Origin of the sequence: Paenibacillus sp. VMFN-D1 (assembly GCF_003386155.1) — a bacterium.
GTDB classification, from domain to species: domain Bacteria; phylum Bacillota; class Bacilli; order Paenibacillales; family Paenibacillaceae; genus Paenibacillus_AQ; species Paenibacillus_AQ favisporus.
The window spans coordinates 433,568-456,590 of the sequence record NZ_QRDU01000005.1; the positions used below are offsets into that span (position 1 = coordinate 433,568).

Consider the following 23,023-nt stretch of genomic DNA (forward strand, 5'->3'; position numbering starts at 1 on the left):
TTAGAATAAAGACTGGCCGTTGAGCCGCTTGGCGATGCCGTTGACGATGATGACGATGATAAAAGCGACGACGGAGCTGAACATACCGACGGCCGAGGCATAAGAGAACATGCCGTTCTGGATACCGTAGCGGAACGAATAGGTAGACAGCACATCGGAGTAGTCGCGCGTCAAATCGTTGCCGAGCAGGAAGTGCTGGTCAAAGCCGGCATTTAGAATGCCTCCGAGGGCAAGGATCAGCAAAATGACGATCGTTGGCTTCAGGTGCGGCAGCGTGATGTAACGGATCTGCTTGAAGCGGCTGGCACCGTCGACCTTGGCGGCTTCGTACAGCTCCTGGTTAATGGAGGAGATGGCGGCCAGATACATGATCGAGTTGTAGCCCATGTCCTTCCACGTGTTGCCGATCGCGACGATCCACCAGAAGTAGGAGCCGTGCTGCAGGAATAAAACGCTCTCATGCGTAATATGCAGAAACTTCAATATGCCGTTGATTGCGCCGTCCGAGGACAGCAGCGTCACGATAATATTGGCCGCGATAACCCAGGAAATAAAATAAGGCAGATACGATGCGGTCTGCACCGTCTTTTTAAAGCGAACACTCCGGATTTCGTTGATCGCGATGGCAATGAGGATCGGCATCGGAAACGAGAACAGCAGTGTAATTAAAGTCGACGCCAGCGTGTTGCGCATGACGATGAGAAAGTCGCCGTTGTTGAAAAAGTACTGGAACCACTTGAATCCGACAAATTCGCTGTGAAACAGCGTATGCCAGAAGCCGCCCAGCGTCGGCTGGTAATTGACAAAGGACATGTACAGCCCCACCATGGGCGTATAAGCGAAGATGAGCGCCCAGACGATCGCGGGCAGCATCATGAGGAACAGATACTTCTGTTGTTTGACGGTCACCCACAGCTTGCGCCGGGGGATCGGGAGCTCCGATCTTTTCTGTAAAGCCAGTTCGGTTTTCATAGGGGGCACCTCGCATCTTAAGTTAACTCAAATTATAAAACCCGCAAAAAATGAGTGTCGATACGCCATTGTAACGAAAGATGCTTGAAAATGACTTACATTTGTGAGGACCCTTAGTTAAGTAACGGGAAACCACTATAATATAGAAGGAACTAAAGTTTTCTATCGTTATCGCTTGATTCACGGGGCATTTCCGTGTCAGAAAAGGACTTTCTTTAGTTCATTTCTATATGAACGTTAGCAAAAGGGGACTGGAGGGGTAGACCATGTACAGCATTTTTCTGGTAGACGACGAAGAGCTGGAGCTTGAGATGATGAGGGACTATATCCGCTGGGAAGAAATGGGGCTCTATGTCGCAGGCACGGCCGTCAATGGACGGGATGCCGTGGAGAAGATCGAGGCGATCCAGCCCGACATCGTGCTGACCGACGTGCAGATGCCGCTGATGAACGGCCTCGACCTGGCGCGGCATATCCGGGAGCGTTATGACTGGATGCAGCTCGTGTTCCTGACGGGACACGACGAATTTGATTACGTCAAATCGGCTTTGAACGTGGGGGCCGTCGGGTATTTGCTGAAACCGCTCGATCTCAGCGAAATTGTAAGCGTTATCGAAAAAGTGAAGCATCAATGCGAGGAAGTGCGGATGAAGAACCGTTCGATTCGCGTGACCCGCTCCCATATTTTGAAGGAGCTGGTCCATGAATCCGATGCGGAGCGCACCGGAAATCTGGCCGCCAGCTTTCGCCGGCTATCCCGCCACCCGGAGGGGCAGATGTATGCGCTGGCCCTGCTGCAGCTAGACGGGATCAGCGCCGAGGCACAAAGCGTATCCGTGGAAGACGGACGCGACCAGGTGTCCGAGCTGGTCGGGGAATGGCTGGCCGAGAAACGAATAGACGCCGACATCGTCCTGTTCAAAGAAGGAGAGATGGGCCTATTTATGGACGCTGCGGCCAAGCCGGGTGAGTATGGTTGGAACGACCTGCTGGAGCGTATCAGGCAATCGCTGCATCTTACGGTAACGATCGCCACGGGACCGCAGGAGGAACCGTTGACGGGAATTCAGGCGCTGTACCGGCAAACACGGGTCATATTAGCGGAGCTATTTTACACCGGAAAGGGAAAAGTCATCGGGCCGGAGGACGTTCGGCAGTCCAAGGGGGGGGAGACGCCGGTGCTTGCGGAGAAGGAATGGATCGAAGCGCTGGACGGGCATGATCTGAACCGGGCGGGTGAGATTTTAAGTGAGCAAATCGCCAAGCTGGTGGCGCAGAGGGTTGCGAAAAACGAGGTGTGCGGCGCGGCCATCGGCTGGATCGAGCACCTACTGGATCATATTCACGAGCCGATTGCGGAAAGCCATAAGCGCGCGGAGCTGTATCATACCGTGTATGGCTGTCAAACCATTTACGAGATTGAAGCGCTGGTGATGGACTACGCCAAGCAGGCGGCGGACTCAGTCCGGCAGCGGTTTGCGGACAAGAACGCCAAGCTGGTGCACCAGGTGCGGACGATGATCGACCAGAACTTCCATCAGCCGATTACGATTAACAGCCTGTCGGACCAGGTGTACCTGTCGCCGAACTACCTGCGGTCCATTTTTAAAGAAAAAACGGGGATGACGATTCACGACTACCTGACCCAAATCCGCCTCGACAAGGCCAAAAGCTACCTGGCCGACGAATCGCTGAAGGTGCAGGACATCGCCCAGATGGTGGGTTACGAGAGCACGTCCTACTTTATTTCCTTATTCGTGAAAAACCAAGGAGTCACGCCGAATGAATACCGAAAACATCTCCTTCTGGGATAAAATCGCCGCACGCATTCCGTTCACCCGGACAGGCAGGCTTGCCCGCCCGCGCCTGCGGCACAAATTTTTCCTCATCTTTCTGATCGTCATTATTCTGCCGTTCTCCATTCTGATCTATTATTCGTATACGTCGACCCGCAGCACGATTACGAAGCAGACGTATACCGCGCTCAATGTGACATTGGCCCAGATCAACACCAACGTGGAGAAGCGGCTGGATTACTATAACCAGCTGTCGAACATTTTGTACATGGATGCCCAGCTGCGCAATTATTTATCGACGGATTACGAGCAGGCGTTTTATTATTTGGACGCTTTTCAATACATCAACCGCACGCTGCCTTCGCTGATGACGCTGAATTCCAACATTCAGAACATCACGATCTTTACCGGCAACAAAACGCTGTACTCCGACGGCCAGTACGTGAAATATATGGAGGAGCTGCCCGCCGAAATCAAGGAAAAGGCGCTGAAAGCCGCCGGAAGCACCGTCTATACCCATACGGATGACTATACAGCGCCGGATGCGCATTTTACGCTGGCCCGTTCGCTGAGTTATTTCAGCCTCCAGCATCCCTACGGGATTTTAACGCTGGACATTAGCGACAACGAGCTGTACTCCCTCATCAAGATGGAAAACAACAACAAAAGCGTCTACATTATCGACGAAAATGGAAGGATCATCAGCACGGGGGATCAGAACCTGGCTTCCAGCCTGCTGTACGACCTCTATCCCATTCAAAAAGAGCTGAGCGGGAAATCGGGTCACTTTGACTTGAAACTGAACGGGCAGGAGCGCTTTTTCACCTATAACAAGCTGAGCAACGGCTGGAGTACGGTCATTACCGTGCCGTATGACGAGCTGCTGTCCAACACGAACAAGGCTACGGGAAAAATCATCTGGTTCTCCGCGATCACGATCAGCATCGCCATTCTGCTGCTGTATTTCACCACCAAGGTGCTGACCAAACGGATCGAGGTGCTGCTGCAGCAGATCCGCAAGGTGGAGCGGGGCGACTTCCGCCTTTCCATCAAACCGATGGGGCATGACGAGATCGGCCAGCTGTCTTTTGCCTTCAATAAAATGGCCTCAACGATCCAGAATCTGATTCAGGACGTGTACGTGAAGGAAATCGCCATGAAGGAGTCGGAGCTGAACACGCTGCAGGCGCAGATCAATCCGCATTTTCTGTATAACACGCTGTCGTCGATCTCTTCGCTGGCCTTGAAAGAGGGGGCGGGGCAGGTCTACCGGATGGTCAACTATTTGGCGAAGTACTACCGGGTGTCGCTGAACAAGGGAAAGCGGATCATTCTGGTGGAGCAGGAAATCAATCTCGTCAAAAATTATGTGGCGATTCAGGACATCCGCTTCCGGGACAAGCTGCATATGCACTACGACCTCGATGAAGAGCTGTTCCAGCGGACGACGATCAAGCTGATTTTGCAGCCTTTTATCGAGAACTGCATCAACCACGCGATGTGGGACGAGTCGGGTGTTAACATTAACGTCAAGCTGAAGCGGGACGGGCATGACATGCTGCTGCAGGTCATTGATGACGGCGCCGGGATGACGGCAGAACAGCTGGACCAGGCAATGCAAAAGAGTGACAGTCCTTCCGGCGCTTCCGGCTACGGTATCAAAAACGTGGATGACCGCATCAAGCTCACTTATGGCGGGGAATACGGGGTGTCCATGTTCAGCAAACCGGGCATCGGCACCGCCGTCACGATCCGGATACCGCTCGATCCGCCTCCCTCTGCCGCAAAAGCACCGGGATGAGAAGCCGCCTTGAAACGATGAAAGACGTTTTCCATTATGAATTGTAATATTGCGTTATAGCTAATTGAACTCCCCGTTTTTACAATTAGACATGTATTCGGGAACAAGAATATGACGACTTCAGAAAGGGGTTCAGGCAATGAAAACGATCAAAGGGATTCTCGCGGCAGCCCTCGTTATGACAGCGCTTACCGGTTGCGGCAGCGGAGGAGGCGGGAAAGCGGCATCCAGTGATGACAAAGGCGCGGCCGCGGACAGCAATGCGCCGATTACGCTGACGTGGTTCGATAAAAATACGGGGGATGCGTTCAACAATCCGGTGGCCAAAGCGATTACGGAAAAGACCGGCGTCACGGTCGAAATTCAGCAGCCGACCGGCAACCCGGTGGAGAAGCTGAACCTGATGCTGGCGAGCGGCGACCTGCCGGACGTCGTCATGCTGGACCGCGGCAGCGACATCATGAACAAATATATTTCATCGGGCGCGATTATCCCGCTGAACGATCTGATCGACAAGTACGGTCCTCATATTAAAGAAATGTACGGTGACACCCTGGCCAAAACGAAAAACGACGACGGCAAAAACTATTATTTTGCCAATTGGTACGGCCTTGAGAAATATCCGGTCTTCGGCTTTATGATGCGCATGGATATAATGAAGGAGCTCGGCGTCGGGGACAAAGTGAACAACGGCGAACCGTTTACGGCGGAAGAGTTCGAGAACTTTCTGGTGAAGTTCAAGGAGAAGTATCCGACGATCGACGGCAAGGAATCGATCCCGATGACGCTGAACGGCGAAAATATCGGCAGCGTATCCGGCACCTTCAAAGGCATGTTCGGCATGATGCCGTATTATGAAACGAATGGAGAGCTGAAGAAGGATATCCGCGATCCGCGTTACCTGGAGATGGTGAAATTCCTGAACTCCTTGTACCGCAAAGGACTGCTCGACAAGGAATGGGCGACGATGAAAACGAAGCAGTTCGAGCAGAAGCTGGCGGGCGGCAACGTGTTCGCTACGGCCGAAGCGCTGTGGAACGTGGGCAACCCCAACTCGCTGCTGAAATCGGAAGCGTCCGATCCGGCCAAAGCCGACGATCGCCAGTTCTATCAATATAAAGTGCTGGCTCCGGGCGTGAGCGCCGACCAGACGACGTACGGTCCGAAGAGCTCCCTAGGTTGGGACGGCGTAGCGATCACCCGCTCAAACAAGGATCCGGAGCGCACGATGAAGCTGCTGGACTTCCTGGCCAGTGAGGAGGGGCAGTACCTTCTGATGTGGGGCGTGGAAGGCAAGGACTGGGATATGAAGGACGGCAAGCATGTGCCGCGTCCGGAAGTGCTCGATGCGTTCAAGAAAAACTGGGATGAGGCATCCCGGACGACAGGCATCCGCAAGTGGACGTGGATGATCAAGAACGGGCCGGGCTCCGACGGCACGCCTTACGACTTGATCGGCCGCTTCCAGTCTGATCCGGTGACCGATCTGGCGATCAAAAACCTGGCCGATACCTCCTTTGACACGGCTCCGTACGACAACCTGGGACCTGCGGGCGGCACGCCGGAAGCGATCATGGATACGAAGGTCAACGATACGATCAACAAATATTTCCTGAAGATGGCCCTGGCTCCGACCGAAGAGCAGGTGACCGAGCAGTACAACCAAATGATGAAGGAAGTCGAGGCGGCTGGCCTCTCCAAACTGGAGAAAATCTACACCGAGAACTATAAGAAGCGCCAGCAGCTGTGGACGGAGTCTAAATAACGCAAGCGGGGGAGGAGAAGACGGCCTTTGTCTTTGGCCTCCCTTTTTTTTTCGGGGCGCAGGCCGTGATGGCTTGCACGCCCGAAGCTAGCGGGAAACGAACCATTTTCAAACGGTAAAGGATGAGAGACGATGGGAAATGTAGACATGCAGTTTGAGTTTGAGGAAAAACGCCGGATCTTTGCGATTCATACGCAGCGCAGCTCCTACGTGTTCGGGATCAATGAACGGGACCGGCTGCAGCATCTGTATTGGGGCGAGCCTGTCACGATCGACGACTGCGCGCCGCTGCTGCGAGGGCGGTCGCACAGCTCCTTTGACGCCGAAGTGGATATGGAGGCCGAGGAGTACAGCTTCTGGGGCGGGGTCAACTATGACGAGCCTTCCCTGAAGGTGCGCATGCGGGACGGCGTACGGGACCTTTCGGCAGGCTATGTGCGTCGTGAAATCCGCGAGGAGGACGGCCGGCCGACGCTGGTCATTGTGCTGAAGGACCGGGTTTACCCGCTGGAAGCCCATCTGCTGTACCGGGTCATCCCGGAATACGACCTGATTGAGCGTTCCGTGCGCATCGTCAATACCGGCGGAGACGACATCGTCCTCGAGAGCGTACAGTCGGCCGCCTGGAGCTTACCGGACCTGCGGGATTATCGATTGACGCATGTCACCGGCAAATGGTCGGGCGAATTCCAGCTTCGCCGCAACGTGCTGAGCGAGGGGAAAAAGGTGCTGGAGTCGCGCAGAGGCTTCACCGACAGCCACGCCAACCCATGGTTTGCCGTCGATGAAGGCCAGGCGACGGAAACGGACGGCCGCATCTGGTTCGGGGCGCTTGCCTGGAGCGGCAACTGGAAGATTACCGCAGAGAAAACGGTGTTTAACCATGTCCGGGTGACCGGCGGGATCAACGATTTCGACAGCGAGTGGGTGCTGGGAGCCGGCGAGTCGTTCGATGCGCCGTGGTTTGTCGGCGGGTACACGGCCGGCGGCTTCGGCGGCATGAGCCGGAATCTGCATCAGTACCAGCACGCGTACGTGCTGCCAGGCTCTGAGCCGCGCAAGGTGCTGTACAACTCCTGGGAGGCGACGTATTTCAACGTGAACGCCGCAGACCAGATGGCTCTGGCCGAGCGGGCCGCGCGGATGGGCGTCGAGCTGTTCGTCGTCGACGACGGCTGGTTCGGCCAGCGGAACCACGACCGGGCCGGATTGGGCGACTGGTACGTGAATAAGGAGAAGTTTCCGAACGGTTTGGGCGAGCTGATCGGCAAGGTTCACGAGCTAGGCATGGAGTTCGGCATCTGGGTCGAGCCGGAGGCGGTCAATCCGGACAGCGACCTGTACCGGGCGCACCCGGATTGGGTGTACCATTTTGAGACGCGGCGGCGGACGGAGCTGCGCAACCAGCTGCTGCTGAACATTTCGAAGCCGGAGGTCAAGGCGTACATCCTCCAGTTCATGACCGAGCTGCTGCAGAACCACCGCATCAAGTTCATCAAATGGGACATGAACCGTACGGTCACCGAGCCGGGGATGAAGGACCATCCGCTGCACCGGCAGAAGGAGCTGTGGATCCGCCACGTCCACAGCCTGTACGAGATTTGGGCCGAGCTGCGGCGACGGTTCCCGCATGTAGAATTCGAGACGTGCGCGGGCGGCGGCGCGCGGATCGACCTCGGCATCTTCCGGTATGCCGACCAGTCCTGGCCGAGCGACAACACCGACGCGTTCGACCGCTTAAGCATCCAGGAGGGCTTCTCGTACACGTATGCGCCGCGAATGATGACCTGCTGGGTGACGGAGTCGCCGACGGGCATGAACAAGCGGAACGTGTCGCTGAAGTACCGCTTCCACAGCGCGATGATGGGCACGCTTGGCATCGGCTCCAACCTGAACGAGTGGAGCGACGAGTTGATCGAGCAGTCCGGCGAATTCATCCGCCAGTACAAGGCGATCCGCCCGCTCGTGCAGTTCGGCCGCCAGTACCGGCTGGCCGATCTCCAGCACAAGGGCGTCACCGCCGTGCAGTACGTCGATGAAGCCGGCACGGACAGCGCCGTGTTCGCCTTCCTGCATTCGCAGCGCCTCGGCGAACCGCTGCCGCGGCTGCGCCTGCAGGGGCTGCAGGCGGATCGGGCGTACGCCATCGAGGGGCTGCCCGGCAGCTGGAGCGGACGCGCGCTGATGAACATCGGGATTGAGCTGCCGCTGCGGGGCGATTTTGACAGCCTGCTGTACCGGGTGACGGCGGTGGAGTAGGCGAATGCTGGCTGGTGGCCGGTAGCTGGCCGGCAGGTTGTAGGCCGCCCCAGCTGATGGAGTGTAACGACAACCGTTTCCGGGCCGGTTGGCAGTCGCAAGGCCGCTGGTCAACAGCCGTACAAAATGAAGCGAGTAAACGGAAGGACGCCTCCAGGCTGAAATGGCCGAGGCGTCCTTTACTGTTGTCGGAGGAGATGTAGTGAGCCGGGGAACGAGTCGCTGCTGTCACATCAGCTTGACCTTATGCAATTTCGGATATTGGCGAAGCACGGACTCGGGCGAATCTCCGGTTTCATGCTTCAAATGCTGGTTGAAAAAAGCCAATGTCACAGATTCCGTGATCGCCAGACATTCTGCGGCTGAAGTGCTGCCTTGAATGCCTATGAAGCGGTGGAATCCGGCACCCACAAATAGTCCGATATCCGTAAATTTCATATGGGCGCTGCCTTCGATTGAATATAAGCTGCCCGATGCTTTCAACGTTTCGGCGAGTCCAGCGGCCGCTTGTTCCTGCTTCTTATAAATATCGATATAATTTTCTTTGCTTCCATATGCTGACGCCACGGCTTCCTGCTCTTCAGCAGGCATATCCTCCCACTTTTTCATCGAGGCTTCATGCTTCTGGATCATCTGGACGCCAGTTTCATCATTGGCAAGCATTAAGAAAGGGGCGATACGATTCTTGTCCTTAGGGACAGTATAGACTGAGCCATCCAGGTTAACGACGGCTTTGATTCTGCTATCGTTCAATGCCAGATCATATGCCGCCGCGCCGCCCAGCGAATGGCCGATGACGCCGATTTGACCCAGATCGAGCTTCCCTGCAAAGATTGAGTCCGTTGTTCCGGTGTTCATTTCAACCAGCTTATCGATCACGGAACCGACATCGTCAGCCATAATGCGGGCGACAATTTCCCGAGGATCGCCTTGATCAAAATTTACCGTCGCGTCCCGGTCCGTGACGATTCCGCCGGAAAGCTCGGTTGCCGACGATACGTAGGTATGGTTAACGGCCACGACGATGTAGCCATGACTGGCCAAATCCTCACACTGCGAAGTATGCACTTCCATGTTCGTACCGGCGCCATGGGAGAAAAAAATAACGGGATAGCGCGCCTGTTTATCGGATATGGGCAGACCTTCTTGCGTATGGGTTTGAACAAGCCGCAGATGGCTGAACATAAAATCAGGCATCCCGTAGGCTGCGGTGAACGTCTTTATCAATTCAGGTGAATCGTGAAAATAAGCAGCATACGGCTTGGCTTTATCCTTTGACGCAGGATAATATATTTTAACCGCCAATTCCCGCTTTTTGGCCGATCCCTGCAAAAAGGGTTCGAGACGCTTTACATCCGTCAAATCAACATATTGAATCCCTACATCATAGCTGCCTGTGAGCTTGGGGAGCTTAAAGACGGGAAGAGCATATGCCAAGAGGCACGTTAACGCGAGGGATAGCACGGACAAGACGATCGTAAACCCCTTCAGAATTTTCAGGATCTTGGACTCCGGGAACTTGAACGCAGCTCTCGCTAGAGCGTAAATCGTAAAAAGAATAACAAAAATGTAAGAGAACATCATCTGATAACGGAATCCCTCAATGGCACCGTGAAGGGCAAGCGCGATCCAATGAAGGCCTGTCAGTCCTAACAAAATGGTCTTAGACGATTTATTTCTCGGGCCTAAAATTAAGGCAATCAAATTCACAATAATCAACGCTAATTCAAATACTCTCATTTGGCTTCCTCCTTTGAAGCCCAATATACTGATGAATCCTAACGTACCTTTATCGTATTTCTAACAAAGTTCTTAATTTTCATATTTTATCGATTTCGCTGTCTTTGGCCGACAAAAATAATCACGGGAACGGTTCCCTTCGCTAGAATTTGGCGCAAGACCTCCTGACCCTCGATTTGCGGGAGCATCAGTTCCAAAATAACCAGCTGGTATTCATGGTTCTGAAACTCCCTTCCCAACTCATCCCTTCCGCGTCCCACGGTATTCGGAGGGCGACTTGCCCATGATTTTTTTGAACAGGCGCGAGAAGTAATATGGGTCCTGGAACCCGAGTCGGTGGCTGATTTCCTTTACGCTTTGCCCGGTTAGGTCCAGGTGCCTGCAGGCCAGCTGGATTTTCAGCCGCAGGTAGTAGTCGATCGGCGAGTAGCCGGTCGCCTCCTTGAAGCGCTGGGTAAAATGCGGAACCGACACACGCGCCTGCGCAGCAAGCTGCTTCAGTGTGACGGTGCCTTCCAGGCGGTCCATCATATATCGCACCGTTTGCGTGATATCGTGCTGGCTGTGGCGGAAAATCCCATCCTGCGGCTGCAGCCGGCACAGCCTCAAAATCGCCGCGAGGTGATGCGCCAGCTGCGATACATAGATGATGTGGTTCAGCGTATATCCCTGCTCCAGCAGAGCATATCCTTCCTGGAACAGCTCCGTCAGCTGGCGCGCTTTGTCCGGAGGCAGGGTGACGGGAAGGGAGGCGGCGGTTTTAACCGGACGGGAAGGCGGCACTGTCAGGTCCCCGCCGTCCGAGGTTCCCGGTGCACCCACACCGATATTATTCCATTCATCGGACTCGCTAACATGCGTAGTGGCTTCCTCGGCCTCTGGCCCGTGCCCTGACTCGTGTACTGGCTCATGCCCTGACTGGTGCCCTGGATTGGGTCCCAGGCCAAATCCCTCAAAAAACGCCTCTGTCTGCTCCCCCTTGAAATGCCACCAGTAAATGCTCCACGGATGCTCCTCCGACGAGCCATAGGCGTGGGAAGTCCGCGCGGGAATCACGATGGCCTGGCCCTGGCCGACCGGCTGCGCCCGGCCGCTTCCCAAGCGGTACCAGCCTTCTCCTTCCATGCAAAATATGACGATGACCGCTTCGCTGCCTTCGGGCCGCTCCCGGTAATGATGCAGCGCGCGCGGGAAGTATCCGGTATCGGTCACGTAGAGGGGACGGACCAGCGGATGCGATGACGCCTCCATCAGAATATGATCCGGCAGGACGATGAGTTTCTCGGATTTGAATCCGTCGGGTTTTCGTATCTTCATAGTATTTACTATGGTGTGGTCCGTGTCCTATGTCAATGGAAACCTCCGTCTCAACATGCCCTATCGACACTGAAAAATCATAATATAATCCATCATTCCCATGAGATCGTGAATGGAGGGCGTCGCCGCTTCCTTTTAAGATGAGGATAGAGTTTTGAAAGGTTCCCGAATGCAGACATCACCATTGCAATTATTAATGCGTCCAAGCGAAAGAAAGGATGAGTCAGCATGGCCAAAGCGCCTGAAGAAGTAAAGGTATGGGAGGAGCGGGTGGAAATCCCGACTTACGAGGCAGGCAAGCCCGATCCGAACCCGATGTTTTTGGAGAAGCGTGTGTATCAGGGAAGCTCGGGACGGGTCTACCCGCTGCCGGTCATCGATAAAATTTACGACGAAAAGGTTTCGAAATCGTATCGTATCATCTTTTTGGAAAATGAGTACGTGCAAATCCAGGTCATGCCTGAGATCGGCGGACGGATTTACCGGGCGGTCGACAAGACGAACGGGTACGACTTTGTCTACCATAACCAGGTGATCAAGCCGGCGCTGGTGGGCCTGGCCGGACCGTGGATTTCCGGCGGGATCGAGTTCAACTGGCCCCAGCATCACCGCCCGAACACGTTCGGCGAGGTAGAGCATACGATCGAACATCATCCGGACGGAAGCGCAACGGTATGGGTCGGGGAAATCGACCGCATGTACGGCACCAAGGTGACGACCGGCTTCACCCTGCATCCGGGCAAGGCCTACCTCGAAATTCAGGCCCAGCTGTACAACCGGACAGCGGCGCCGCAGACGTTTCTGTGGTGGGCCAACCCGGCGGTCGCGGTCAACGACCACACGCAGTCCGTGTTTCCGCCGGACGTGCATGCGGTGTTCGACCACGGCAAGCGCGATGTGTCCAAGTTTCCGATCGCCACGGGCACGTATTATAAAATGGACTACTCCGCCGGCGTGGACATTTCCAAATACAGCAACATTCCCGTGCCCACCTCCTACATGGCCTACCACTCGGACTATAATTTTGTCGGCGGCTACGACCACGGCGTCGGCGCAGGGCTGCTGCATGTTGCGAACAGGCATGTGTCGCCAGGGAAAAAGCAGTGGACCTGGGGACACGGGGAGTTCGGCCAGGCATGGGACCGCAATCTGACGGACGAGGACGGTCCGTACATCGAGCTCATGACCGGCGTCTACACCGACAACCAGCCGGATTTCAGCTGGCTCGCGCCGTACGAGGAGAAGAGCTTCAAGCAGTATTTTATGCCGTATAAAAAGATCGGTCTGGTGAAAAACGCCTCCATCGACGCGGCCGTAAACCTGGAGACGGCGGACGGGCAGGCATTAGTTCAGGTTTACGCCACTTCGGTGTTTGAACAAGCGCGCGTGCTGCTGAAGAGTGCTGGGCAGATCGTTCTGGACAAAACGGTGAAGCTGTCGCCGAGCGACGTGTTCCAGGCGGAGGTGAACATCGGTGCCGAAGTCCGGGAAGAGGAGCTGCGGGTCATCGTACTGGACGCGGACGGAAGGGAGCTGGTCTCCTACCGGCCGATGCCGAAAAAGATCGAGCAGATTCCCGATCCGGCCAAAGCCATCGAGGCGCCGGAACAGCTGCAAAGCACCGAAGCGCTATATTTGGCGGGACTGCACCTGGAGCAGTACCGGCACGCAACCCGTGAGCCGGAAGCTTATTATTTGGAAGGCTTGAAGCGGGATCCCGGCGACATCCGGCTGAATAACGCTTACGGACTGCTTCTGCTGCGGAGGGGATGCTTTGAGGAGAGCGAGGTGTATTTCCGAAAAGCGATCGAGACCTTGACGCGCCACAACGCAAGGCCGTATGACAGCGAGCCGTTCTATTATCTCGGCCAGACGCTCAAATGGCAGGGGAGGCTCGAAGAGGCATACGCCGCCTTCTACAAGAGCGTGTGGACGGGAGCATGGCAGGCGGCGGGATACTTTGCCCTCGCGCAGATCGCCTGCGGGCAGGCGCAGTATGACGAGGCGCTCGAGCTGGTGGACCGTTCCCTGAACGTCCAATATCGCCATTACAAGGCCCGTCATCTCAAAAGCGTCATCCTGCGGAGGCTGGGCCGCGCCGCGGAGGCCGAGACGCTGGTGCGGGAGACGATCCGCATCGATCCGGTGGAATTCGCGGCCCGTAACGAGCTGATCGCCGTCTACCGCGAAACCGGCCGAACGGCTGAGGCGCAGGAGGCGCTGGGCAGCCTGGCGGGCCTCATGCGCGGCGATGCGCACAATTACATCGCCTTGGCTCAGGATTACGCCGATGCCGGCCAATACGCGGATGCGCTTGAGGTCCTGGGCCGCATCGCAGCACCGGAGCAGCCGGGTGTCTACCCGATGGTCCGCTATTACCAGGCGAGCTGGAGCCGGAAAAACGGACAGGATGAGCAGGCAGACGCTTATGATGAGCTGGCTGCTGCGGCGGATCCGGCGTACTGCTTCCCGAACACGCTGCACGATTACGCCGTGCTCCAAGAAGCGGCGGCGCTGCGCCCAGAAGACGCTAAGGCAAGGTACTACTTGGGCAACCTGCTCTATGACAAAAAGCTTCATGCCGAGGCGGCCGCGTGCTGGGAAGCTTCGGTGGCGCTGGACGGCAGCTTTGCGACGCCTTACCGCAACTTGGCGTTAGCCTACTACAACAAGCTGAACCGCCCGGACGATGCGCAAGCAGCGCTGGAGACGGCGTTTCGGCTGAACCCGGCGGACGCGCGCGTCTTTTACGAGCTGGACCAGCTGTACAAAAAAACCGGCCGCCCGCCGGAATCACGGCTGCAGGCGCTGGAATCGCACCGCGAGCTTGTAGAGCTTCGGGATGACCTGTACCTCGAATACTTAACGCTGCACAATATGCTGAACCGCCATGAGGAGGCGCTCAGCCTCATTCTCGCCCGCAGCTTCCATCCATGGGAAGGCGGGGAAGGCAAAGTGCCGGCCCAATACGTGACCGCCCGTGTCGAAATCGCCAAAAGGCTGCTGAACGAAGGCCGGGCGGAGGAGGCCGCCGAGCAGCTGCTGCTCGCGAAGCAGTACCCGCTGAACATTGGCGAGGGCAAGCTGGAAGGCGCTCAGGAGAACAACATCGACTATTACCTCGGCGTCGCGTACGGCCTGCTCGGCCGGCAGGAGGAAGCGCAAAATGCGCTGCTTCAGGCGTCGCAAGGGCTGGAGGAGCCGGCCAGCGCCATGTACTACAACGACCAGCCGCCGCACATGATTTTCTACCAGGGCGCGGCCCTGCGCAGGCTGGGGCGGGAAGCGGAAGCGCGGAGTCGCTTCAACAAGCTGGTCGACTACGGGGAAAAGCATCTGTTCGATCGGCCGCAAATCGATTATTTCGCTGTGTCGCTTCCCGACTTCCTCGTGTTTGAGGACGATCTGCACAAGCGCAACGAAATCCACTGCCATTACATGATGGGACTTGGGCAGCTGGGGCTGGGCCGAATTCGGGAAGCCGAGGAGCATTTCCGGCAGGCGCTGGCGCTGGAGCCGCACCATCAGGGGGCCGCGCAGCATCTTGAGTTATGCCGCACGGGAATATGACGTCTCAGGCCGGGAGAAAGGGGGCGAAAGATGAGCTGGACACCGCACCAAATCAACGGCTTTAACGCCTGGACGGGAAGGACCTCTGCCATGGAGGTGACCCTGCTGCCGGAGCTCGGCAGCAAAATGGTCTCCCTCCGCAACCGTCTGACCGGCCGGGAATGGCTCGCGCCGGCTGACGGACCGCTCGGGAATCGGGGCTACGCCAGCTCCTTCGCGGACAGCGACGGAAGCGGATGGGATGAAATGTTCCCGACGATCAACGTATGCCGGTATCCGGAGCATCCCTGGAAGGGGATAGAGCTTCCGGATCACGGCGAGGTCTGGTCCATTCCCTGGAAGGCCGAGGGACTTGGAGATCGCCTTTCGTGTATCGTGCACGGCGTGAGGATGCCGTACCGGCTTGAGAAGACGTATTCGTTTGCCGCAGAGGACCGGCTCCGGATCGACTACCAGGTGACCAATCTCAGCCCGTACCCGTTTGCGTTCCTGTGGGCAGCCCATCCGCTGCTGCGGATCGAGGAAGGGATGCAGATCATCGTGCCCGAAGGGTTGAGCGGGATTGCAATCTCCTATTCGGAACGTGACAGGCTTGGGAAAAGGGGGGATCTGCTGGCGTGGCCGCAGCCCTTTTCGAACCAACTGGGATGCCGCCTGGACCGCACGGGACGCCGTGAAGAGCGGACGGCCGAGAAATTTTATTTTACGGGTGAGCTGCCGGAAGGAAAGGCTTCCGTTTATGATCCGCTCAAGCAGGAAGGAATCACCTTTACCTTTCCGAAGGAGAAGGTGCCTTACCTGTCGGTGTGGGCGAATTACGGCGGCTACCAGGGGCAGTATCATCTGGCATTGGAGCCGGCCACGGGCTTCTTGGACGACTTGGCGCATGCCATGAAGCGGGATGCCGCTGCTGCTGTCGTGGAGGGCGGCGGAACGTATACGTGGCATTTGGAAGTGAGCTGGATGGAAGCCAAGCGGTGAGATGAAACGAATCCGGGTGGCTGAACGACAAACCGATCGTAATCCGGACCATTGCGGCAGGGGATTCGATTAACGGAAGCCCGGCGCCGAAGGGCAGCAGGAGTTCAGTCGATAAAGCGAATTCCAGATCCGTGATTTCCTTTGCGTCAGCCGACAAAAATCCTGCACCCTCTCCAGGGATGCAGGATTTTTCTGTTTTTTTATAGCCCAATGTATCTATGTCAAAATAATCGGCAGTTCCTTCAGCGCGAACATCATCATGCTGTCCATTCGCGCCAGCTCAGCGGAACGGTCGCGGCGGTATTCGGGAAAACGGGCAAGCAGCGTTTCGATCGCGATTTTGGACTCGAGGCGGGCAAGCTGGGAGCCGAGGCAGTAATGGATGCCGCTGCCCAGTCCCAGGTGCGGGTTCGGATTGCGGTGGATATTAAATTCCTCCGGACGTTCGAACACCTTCTCGTCATGGTTGGCCGACGCCATCCAGATATGGACGAATTGACCTACTTTCATCTCCTGGCCACCAAGGACGGTATCCTGCTTCACGCGGCGGAACATGACCTGCACCGGCGAGAAATAGCGGAACACTTCCTCCAGCGCGCCGGGAATGAGGCTGCGGTCGGCAAGCAGCTGCGCACGGACGTCCGGCAGGCTGTCGATGCCGAGCATCGCCGAGGCGATCAGGTTGGTCGTCGTTTCGTTGCCAGCCACGAGGAGCAGGATGCAGAAGCCGATGATCTCGAGGTCCGTCAGATGCTCATTGTCGATGCGAGCCTCGACCAGCTTGGTGACCAGATCGTCCTGCGGATGGCGTCTGCGGTCTTCGGCAATTTCGGAGAAGTATTCGCTCATCTCGCGCTGGCACTGATAGAAAGCTTCGCCGCTGTCTCCAACCAGGGCGTCGGACCAGGCTTTGAATTGTTCGCGGTGGTCCAGCGACACGCCGAGCATCTCGGCGATGACGACGATCGGTAGCGGGCTGGCAAAGTCAGCGATGGCGTCCATCCGCCCTTTTTTCTCCGCTTCGTCCAACAGCGAGGTGGTGATCGACTGGATTTTGGGAGCCAGCGATTCGATGACGCGCGGCGTGAACGCCTGGGTCACCAGCCGGCGCAGCTGCCGGTGCTTGGGCGGATCCTGCCGCAGAATGCTGTGCTCCAGAGGGTCCTCGGAATCAGGGAAGGCTGACGAGGAAAAAATGTCGTGATTCGTAAATACCGTCTTTACATCGTCATATCCGTACACGTCCCAAACTTGCCCGTCGTTGGACTGGACAACGGGGGAATCCCGGCGCATCTTTTTATACCATTCCAAAGGGAGCAGTCCATTTGCATTCCATTCCATGAAGCAACACCGTCGCTTTCTTTTTTTAGATGAGAACAACCTAAATTTTGGGCAAATCCGGCCTATCGATCATTGCGCTTGAGAACTTCCGATCCATGAGGTCTGTCTACACATAAATAGGGTCTGTCGACAAGTAAACGAGGTTTGTCTGCTAGAGCTGATCTTTTTCTGGATGAGTTGATTTCCTAAATAAGTTCTGTGTCTCGGTCTCTCTCTGTTTCCTAATAAAAGTCTTCTGTTTAACGCTCTACAATCTTTTGAACTGACTGGTCAGTTTGATGTGGGCAAAAAAGGTCCTGCTTAATCAAGCGACTTAAACAGACCTTCGGCGACGACCGTGAATACGAAGCTTTCCAGGTCTTCGCGGCTGTACTCCTCCTGATGGCTCAAATAATAATTGCATGTGCTTTCCAGCATGCCGATCGTACTGGCTGCAGCCAGGTCCGCGTCAACGTCGCGCATAATGCCGCCCTCGCATTGGGCTTCTCTAAGAATGCCGGCCAGAAAGCTTAAATGCTCGCGCCGGAGCTGCTTCAGTTCATCCAGCACATCGGGCTCAATGCCGTTGGAAATTTCGTTGAATACGATATGGGCAAAATGGCGGGAGTCGAGGAACAAGTCCAGATGGTGGCGGAGAACCCGCAGAATCTGCTCTTTGATCGGAAGCGCGGAGCTAAGGTCGGTTTTCGTCCGCTCCATGATGTCCTCGAATCCGGCTTTTACCACGGCTTTGAACAGCTGGGACTTTCCCGGAAAGTTGTAGTACAAGGTGCCTTTGGCGACCTGCGCCTGCTGGGCGATCTCATCCATGCTGGCCCGGTGATAGCCGTATTCGGAGAAGACACGGGTGGCTGCGTGCAGAATCTTTTCTTTGCTCACGGTGGTGTATCGGTCCTTTCCATCTCATTCGTCGGTTGGACGGGATTAATCTGACTGGTCAGTTCAAAAACAACATAACATGCTGGGAATATTTAGTCAACCGGACCCGCATCGATGGATGGGGAAACGCCCGATTTTTAAAGGTATGAGATAGAATGAAACCTGATATGTTATACTGAGCATAAATTCAATTTAGGAGTGATCTTCTGAGAAAGAATAAATCCATGTCCTTTGACGATCTGCTGATGGAATTGAAAGGCCAAAAATCGGCGCAGGAAGAATCCGGCCGCATTGCCCTCGACAAGCTTTTAAACGGCTCGTTTATGCGCAAGCATTCGTCGTTTGCCAGCTTTCAGGATTTTTTGGAAAATGGCAATTTTCACGCGGAAACCCAAGAAGAGTTGAATAAAATACCGGATGAGCTGCTGGATCGGCATGTGTCCCGGCAGACCGACTTTAAGGATTGGAAAACCATGCTGGAACAAGCGAATGCGGATTATGCCGCGAATAACGGGTAGCCTATCCTGCGTTCGCGTGGATAGATCAAGAGAGGATCAAGCTTTGAGCTTGCTCCTCTTTTTTGTGGGCATTCAGCGCTAAACTTCGTAATGTTCAACTTAACTCTTTCTTAAGGATTGTCTTTAACTTCTCTTTCGTTTTGGCTCCTATACTGGGCTTACGATACAAGAGGAGGAATTCAATTCATGATGAAAAGTAAAGAAAAGCGGAGGTCCATAGCCTTCATATCCCGAAAAATGATACTCGTGCTGCTCCTGGCAGCCGTCTTCTCAGGAGCTTATACCGGCTTGGCGTCAGCAGCTCCCAAGCTTGAGACAGGCCGGGAGGATCAGATCGACCGGTTCATCGAGACCCGCATGCATCAGAACCGGATTCCCGGATTGTCTGTCGCGATTGTCCACGACGGCGAAATCGTATACTCAAAAGGGTACGGGCAAACCGAAAGCGGTGCAGCCGTCACGCCGGACACGCCGCTTCCGGTCGCTTCCCTGAGCAAATCGATCACGGCGCTGGCCGTCATGCAGCTGGTTGAAGCGGGGAAGATCCGCCTGGAAGACAAGGCGGCGGACCTACTCCCGTCCTTCCGGATGGACGATCCGAGGGGGAAGGAGATCACGGTGCGGCAGCTGCTGAACCAGACGAGCGGTCTGGCTGATACCGTGTTTCCGGAAATGGCGTTTTCGGCGCAGCCCGCTTCGCTCGGCGAATCGATCCCCCGGTTGAAGGGGGTCAAGCTCGCCAGCGACCCGGGAACGGCGTTTCATTACCACAACACTAATTATCAGCTGCTGGCGCTGATCGTGGAGACGGTGAGCAAGGAGCCTTTTCCGGACTATTTGCAAAAGCACATCTTTGCTCCGCTGCACATGGACCGTACGACGGACGCCGCGTTGACCGGTTCCTTTAAAGAGCCGGGCCACATGCTGCTCTATGGCCAGCCGCTCGCCATGAAGGAACCGGATTGGTTCGTGGAGGGAGCCGCAGGGAATGTCTCGACCGCAAACGATATGGCACGGTGGCTGATGCTGCAGCTCGGCAGAGGGACTTATGGGGGAACACGTCTGCTCAGCCCGAAGGGGATTGCCGCAATGCGTGAGGTTCCCGCCGGTGTGGAGAGCCATTACGGTATGGGATGGACGATAGACGGTGCAAGGTTAAGCCATAACGGCATTTTGTGGACGTATCAGGCGGATCAGCTGCTGATGCCGGAGAGCGGCTACGGGATCGTCATCCTGTTTGGCAGCGGTTTGAATGCGCTGGTAAACTATGGCACCTTTGCTTCAGGCATTGCCGACATTTTGAGCGGGGAGGAGCCGCCAAAGTCAGCGATTTCCGTAGGGATGATCGAGGCGGGGATCGCGCTGCTGACGCTGCTGACCGTCCTGCTGTGGGTGCGGGGATTCTTTTTCCGCTGGAAGCGGTGGGAACACAAGGCCCGGCAGCGCCGCGTTTGGCTGACTGCGCTGCGGATGCTCGCCACCTTGATCCCACTTGCGATTTTCATCAGCCTGCCGCAGATCCTGACCTTCGTTGGCGGCGGGAGAGTGGTGAAATGGGAGCAAATTTTCCTGCTGATGCCGAGCGTCGTGATTTGGCTGGCGCTGCTGTCGGCGTTTGGCGCAATCGGCTTCGTCCGCAAGGCCCTCTGCATGGTTGCGATATTACGGGAACACCAAAAAGCCCAGGCCTAGTGCCTGAGCTTTTTTCTTGATGACATTTCCGAATCGTGAGCTTAAGTCCAGCGGGCCGCCCACAGCTTCATTTCATGACAGATGACATGCAGGTCCTGTCCCTTAGGCGTGAGCGAGTATTCCACCGTCACCGGTACGGTAGGGAAAACTTCCCGCTCCAGCACGCCCTGCTCCTCCAAATGGCGCAGCGTACTGGTCAGGGCGCGGGGGCTTACGCTGGGGATACGGCGCTGCAGTTCACCAAAGCGAAGAGTGCCGCAGAACAGCTCGCGGATGACGAGAAAGGCCCATTTTCCGCCCAGCACATCCAGTGTTTTTTCAATGTTGCATTCGATATGCGTCGGGTTTTTCGGAATGTAACTGCTCGCTTTTTTGACTGTTTCCATAGACTCTCCTCCTTATATGTATATAACTATACTCTATATAGTATCTACCCTTGATATAATTAAGTGAAAAACATTTCACTTCTTTAAATCATATATGAACTTTTATAGAATGAAAAGGGTAACAGGACAACAAGGAGGTAGATGGAATGAAATACCGGAGACTGGGAAGAAGCGGGCTTAAAGTCAGCGAAATCAGCTTGGGCAGCTGGCTTACATATGGCGGTTACGTGGAACGTGAAAATGCGGTGAATTCGATCAAAACGGCGTACGATTTGGGCATCAACTTTTTCGATACGGCGAATGTCTATGAAAAAGGCGCGGCGGAAGAGCTTGTCGGCAAAGCGCTGAAAGCGTATCCGCGCGAATCTTACGTGCTGGCGACCAAGGCGTTCTGGCCGATGGGCGAAGGCCCGAACGACCGCGGCTTGTCGCGCAAGCATATTACGGAGCAGGCCAATGCCAGCCTGAAGCGGCTTGGACATGACTATGTGGACATTTTCTACTGCCACCGCCATGATCCGGAGACGCCTTTGGAAGAAACGCTGCGCGCGATCGACGACCTGGTTCGCCAGGGCAAAGTGCTGTACGTCGGCGTGAGCGAATGGCAGGCATCGCAGATCGCCGAAGCGATTGGCGTGGCCGACCGTTATCTGCTGGACCGTATTGTGGTCAACCAGCCGATTTACAACATGTTCGAGCGCTACATCGAAAAGGAAGTCATGCCGCTCAGCGAACGCGTAGGGATCGGACAAGTGGTGTTCTCCCCGCTGGCTCAAGGCCTGCTGACAGGCAAATACACGTCGGCTTCCGACATTCCGCAGGACAGCCGCGCGGCGAAGCTCGATTGGATGCGCAAAGGCATCACCGAAGAAAAGATCGCCAAAGTGCAGCAGCTTGAAGGCGTCGCCAAAGAGCTCGGCATTTCCGTCGGCAACCTGGCCCTTGCGTGGATTCTGCGCAAAGACAACGTGGCCAGCGCGCTGGTCGGCGCAAGCCGTCCGGAGCAGGTGACGGAGAATGCCAAGGCTTCGGGCATCGTGCTGAGCGAAGACGTGCAGGAGCGGATCGAAGACATTCTGAAATAATCGGACCGGCCAAGGGTTCGGCCAGGTTTGAACCGAAGCGAAGAGGAGGCGTTACCTGTGGCCAAAGTCGTCATTACAGGCGGAAGCGGCATGCTTGGACAGTGGGTCGTGCGTCATTTTATCGAGCAGGGGTATGAGGTGCTGAACGTGGACTTCCGGCGTCCCGACGAGAACCTCTGCCCTACGCTGATTGCGAATCTTGAGGATTTGGGAGAGACCTACGGCGCGCTGGCCGGGGCAGATGCCGTCGTTCATTTGGCAGCGATCCCGGCGGCGCACATCCGCACGCCGGAAGTTACATTCCGGAACAACGTCATGTCGACGTACAACGTGCTGGAGGCCGCCGCAGGCCTCGGAATCCGCAAAGCGGTGATCGCGTCCAGCGAATCGTCCTACGGCATCGTATTTGCAGTCAGTCCCTTAAGCCCGCAGTACGTGCCCGTGGACGAAGCGCATCCGCAGCTGCCCGAGGACAGCTACGGACTGTCCAAGGTGGTCAATGAAATGACCGCCGACATGTTCCACCGGCGCACCGGCATGCAGGTCGTCTCCATTCGCCTCGGGAATGTCATTCCTCCGGAATGGTATGAGCGTTTTCCCTCATTCATCGACAAGCCCGAAGAACGGGACCGCATTCTGTGGAGCTACATCGACACCCGCGACGCTGCTTCGGCCATCCGGCTGGCCGTCGAGGCGGACGGGCTCGGTGCGGTGGCTCTTAACGTGGCCGCCGACGACTCCAGCATGGCGGTTCCGAGCCGCGAACTGCTGGCCGCCAGGTATCCCGGCGTGACGGACATCCGCGCGCCGCTGGCGGGGCATGAGACCCTGCTCAGCAACGAGAAGGCGAAGCGCCTGCTCGGCTGGCAGCCGCAGCACCGCTGGCGCGACGAGGTTGCGAAGCTTCGCTGAACGCAGGCC

Annotated in this window: 16 protein-coding genes; 10 read left to right on the forward strand and 6 right to left on the reverse strand. The window is 56.2% G+C overall.

The window, feature by feature from the left end:
- Nucleotides 1-972: an ABC transporter permease gene (locus tag C7820_RS28365; RefSeq protein ID WP_116233878.1), complete on the reverse strand. Its 972-nt coding sequence runs from the start codon at nucleotides 970-972 to the stop codon at nucleotides 1-3.
- 266 nt (nucleotides 973-1,238) lie between these two features.
- Between C7820_RS28365 and C7820_RS28370 the strand changes: the two genes are divergently transcribed.
- The 4 genes from C7820_RS28370 to C7820_RS28385 all read left to right on the forward strand — a co-directional run bounded on the left by C7820_RS28370 (nucleotide 1,239) and on the right by C7820_RS28385 (nucleotide 8,593).
- Nucleotides 1,239-2,786: a response regulator gene (locus C7820_RS28370; RefSeq protein WP_116233879.1), complete on the forward strand. Its 1,548-nt coding sequence runs from the start codon at nucleotides 1,239-1,241 to the stop codon at nucleotides 2,784-2,786.
- Nucleotides 2,755-4,569, forward strand: coding sequence for a cache domain-containing sensor histidine kinase (locus tag C7820_RS28375; RefSeq protein ID WP_116233880.1), 1,815 nt, complete (start codon nucleotides 2,755-2,757; stop codon nucleotides 4,567-4,569). The genes C7820_RS28370 and C7820_RS28375 overlap by 32 nt, the downstream gene beginning before the upstream one ends.
- 139 nt (nucleotides 4,570-4,708) lie before the next feature.
- The gene (locus C7820_RS28380; protein ID WP_116233881.1) at nucleotides 4,709-6,334 is read left to right on the forward strand and encodes an ABC transporter substrate-binding protein; all 1,626 of its coding nucleotides are present in this window, start codon (nucleotides 4,709-4,711) and stop codon (nucleotides 6,332-6,334) included.
- Between the two features lie 132 nt (nucleotides 6,335-6,466).
- Nucleotides 6,467-8,593, forward strand: a complete 2,127-nt coding sequence (locus C7820_RS28385; protein ID WP_397334228.1) for an alpha-galactosidase — start codon at nucleotides 6,467-6,469, stop codon at nucleotides 8,591-8,593.
- 228 nt (nucleotides 8,594-8,821) lie between these two features.
- On the opposite strand, the gene C7820_RS28390 is transcribed toward C7820_RS28385, so the two are convergent.
- Together C7820_RS28390 and C7820_RS28400 are read right to left on the reverse strand one after the other, a co-directional pair.
- Nucleotides 8,822-10,333, reverse strand: coding sequence for an alpha/beta hydrolase family protein (locus C7820_RS28390; protein ID WP_116233882.1), 1,512 nt, complete (start codon nucleotides 10,331-10,333; stop codon nucleotides 8,822-8,824).
- 240 nt (nucleotides 10,334-10,573) lie between these two features.
- Complete coding sequence (locus tag C7820_RS28400) at nucleotides 10,574-11,650, reverse strand: AraC family transcriptional regulator (RefSeq protein WP_258875545.1); 1,077 nt, start codon at nucleotides 11,648-11,650, stop codon at nucleotides 10,574-10,576.
- Nucleotides 11,651-11,878: 228 nt separating this feature from the next.
- Between C7820_RS28400 and C7820_RS28405 the strand changes: the two genes are divergently transcribed.
- Together C7820_RS28405 and C7820_RS28410 are read left to right on the forward strand one after the other, a co-directional pair.
- Nucleotides 11,879-15,220 carry a DUF5107 domain-containing protein gene (locus tag C7820_RS28405; protein WP_116233883.1) on the forward strand — a complete coding sequence of 1,114 codons (3,342 nt, stop codon included), beginning with the start codon at nucleotides 11,879-11,881 and terminating at the stop codon, nucleotides 15,218-15,220.
- 30 nt (nucleotides 15,221-15,250) lie between these two features.
- Nucleotides 15,251-16,201, forward strand: coding sequence for an aldose epimerase family protein (locus tag C7820_RS28410; RefSeq protein WP_116233884.1), 951 nt, complete (start codon nucleotides 15,251-15,253; stop codon nucleotides 16,199-16,201).
- A gap of 216 nt (nucleotides 16,202-16,417) precedes the next feature.
- Here C7820_RS28410 and C7820_RS28415 read toward each other — a convergent pair whose 3' ends face one another.
- Nucleotides 16,418-17,542, reverse strand: coding sequence for a cytochrome P450 (locus tag C7820_RS28415; protein ID WP_116233885.1), 1,125 nt, complete (start codon nucleotides 17,540-17,542; stop codon nucleotides 16,418-16,420).
- A gap of 300 nt (nucleotides 17,543-17,842) precedes the next feature.
- Nucleotides 17,843-18,421, reverse strand: coding sequence for a TetR/AcrR family transcriptional regulator (locus C7820_RS28420; RefSeq protein ID WP_089548654.1), 579 nt, complete (start codon nucleotides 18,419-18,421; stop codon nucleotides 17,843-17,845).
- A 224-nt stretch (nucleotides 18,422-18,645) separates the two neighbouring features.
- Here C7820_RS28420 and C7820_RS28425 point away from each other — a divergent pair, with 224 nt between their 5' ends.
- Nucleotides 18,646-18,939 carry a hypothetical protein gene (locus C7820_RS28425; protein WP_116233886.1) on the forward strand — a complete coding sequence of 98 codons (294 nt, stop codon included), beginning with the start codon at nucleotides 18,646-18,648 and terminating at the stop codon, nucleotides 18,937-18,939.
- Nucleotides 18,940-19,125: 186 nt separating this feature from the next.
- Complete coding sequence (locus C7820_RS28430; protein WP_116233887.1) at nucleotides 19,126-20,631, forward strand: serine hydrolase domain-containing protein; 1,506 nt, start codon at nucleotides 19,126-19,128, stop codon at nucleotides 20,629-20,631.
- Between the two features lie 41 nt (nucleotides 20,632-20,672).
- On the opposite strand, the gene C7820_RS28435 is transcribed toward C7820_RS28430, so the two are convergent.
- Nucleotides 20,673-21,017, reverse strand: coding sequence for a winged helix-turn-helix transcriptional regulator (locus C7820_RS28435; protein ID WP_076175611.1), 345 nt, complete (start codon nucleotides 21,015-21,017; stop codon nucleotides 20,673-20,675).
- Nucleotides 21,018-21,163: 146 nt separating this feature from the next.
- On the opposite strand from C7820_RS28435, the gene C7820_RS28440 reads away from it, so the two are divergent.
- Nucleotides 21,164-22,102, forward strand: a complete 939-nt coding sequence (locus C7820_RS28440; RefSeq protein ID WP_089548652.1) for an aldo/keto reductase family protein — start codon at nucleotides 21,164-21,166, stop codon at nucleotides 22,100-22,102.
- 57 nt (nucleotides 22,103-22,159) lie between these two features.
- The gene (locus C7820_RS28445) at nucleotides 22,160-23,014 is read left to right on the forward strand and encodes an NAD-dependent epimerase/dehydratase family protein (protein WP_089548651.1); all 855 of its coding nucleotides are present in this window, start codon (nucleotides 22,160-22,162) and stop codon (nucleotides 23,012-23,014) included.
- Nucleotides 23,015-23,023 lie beyond the last annotated feature (9 nt).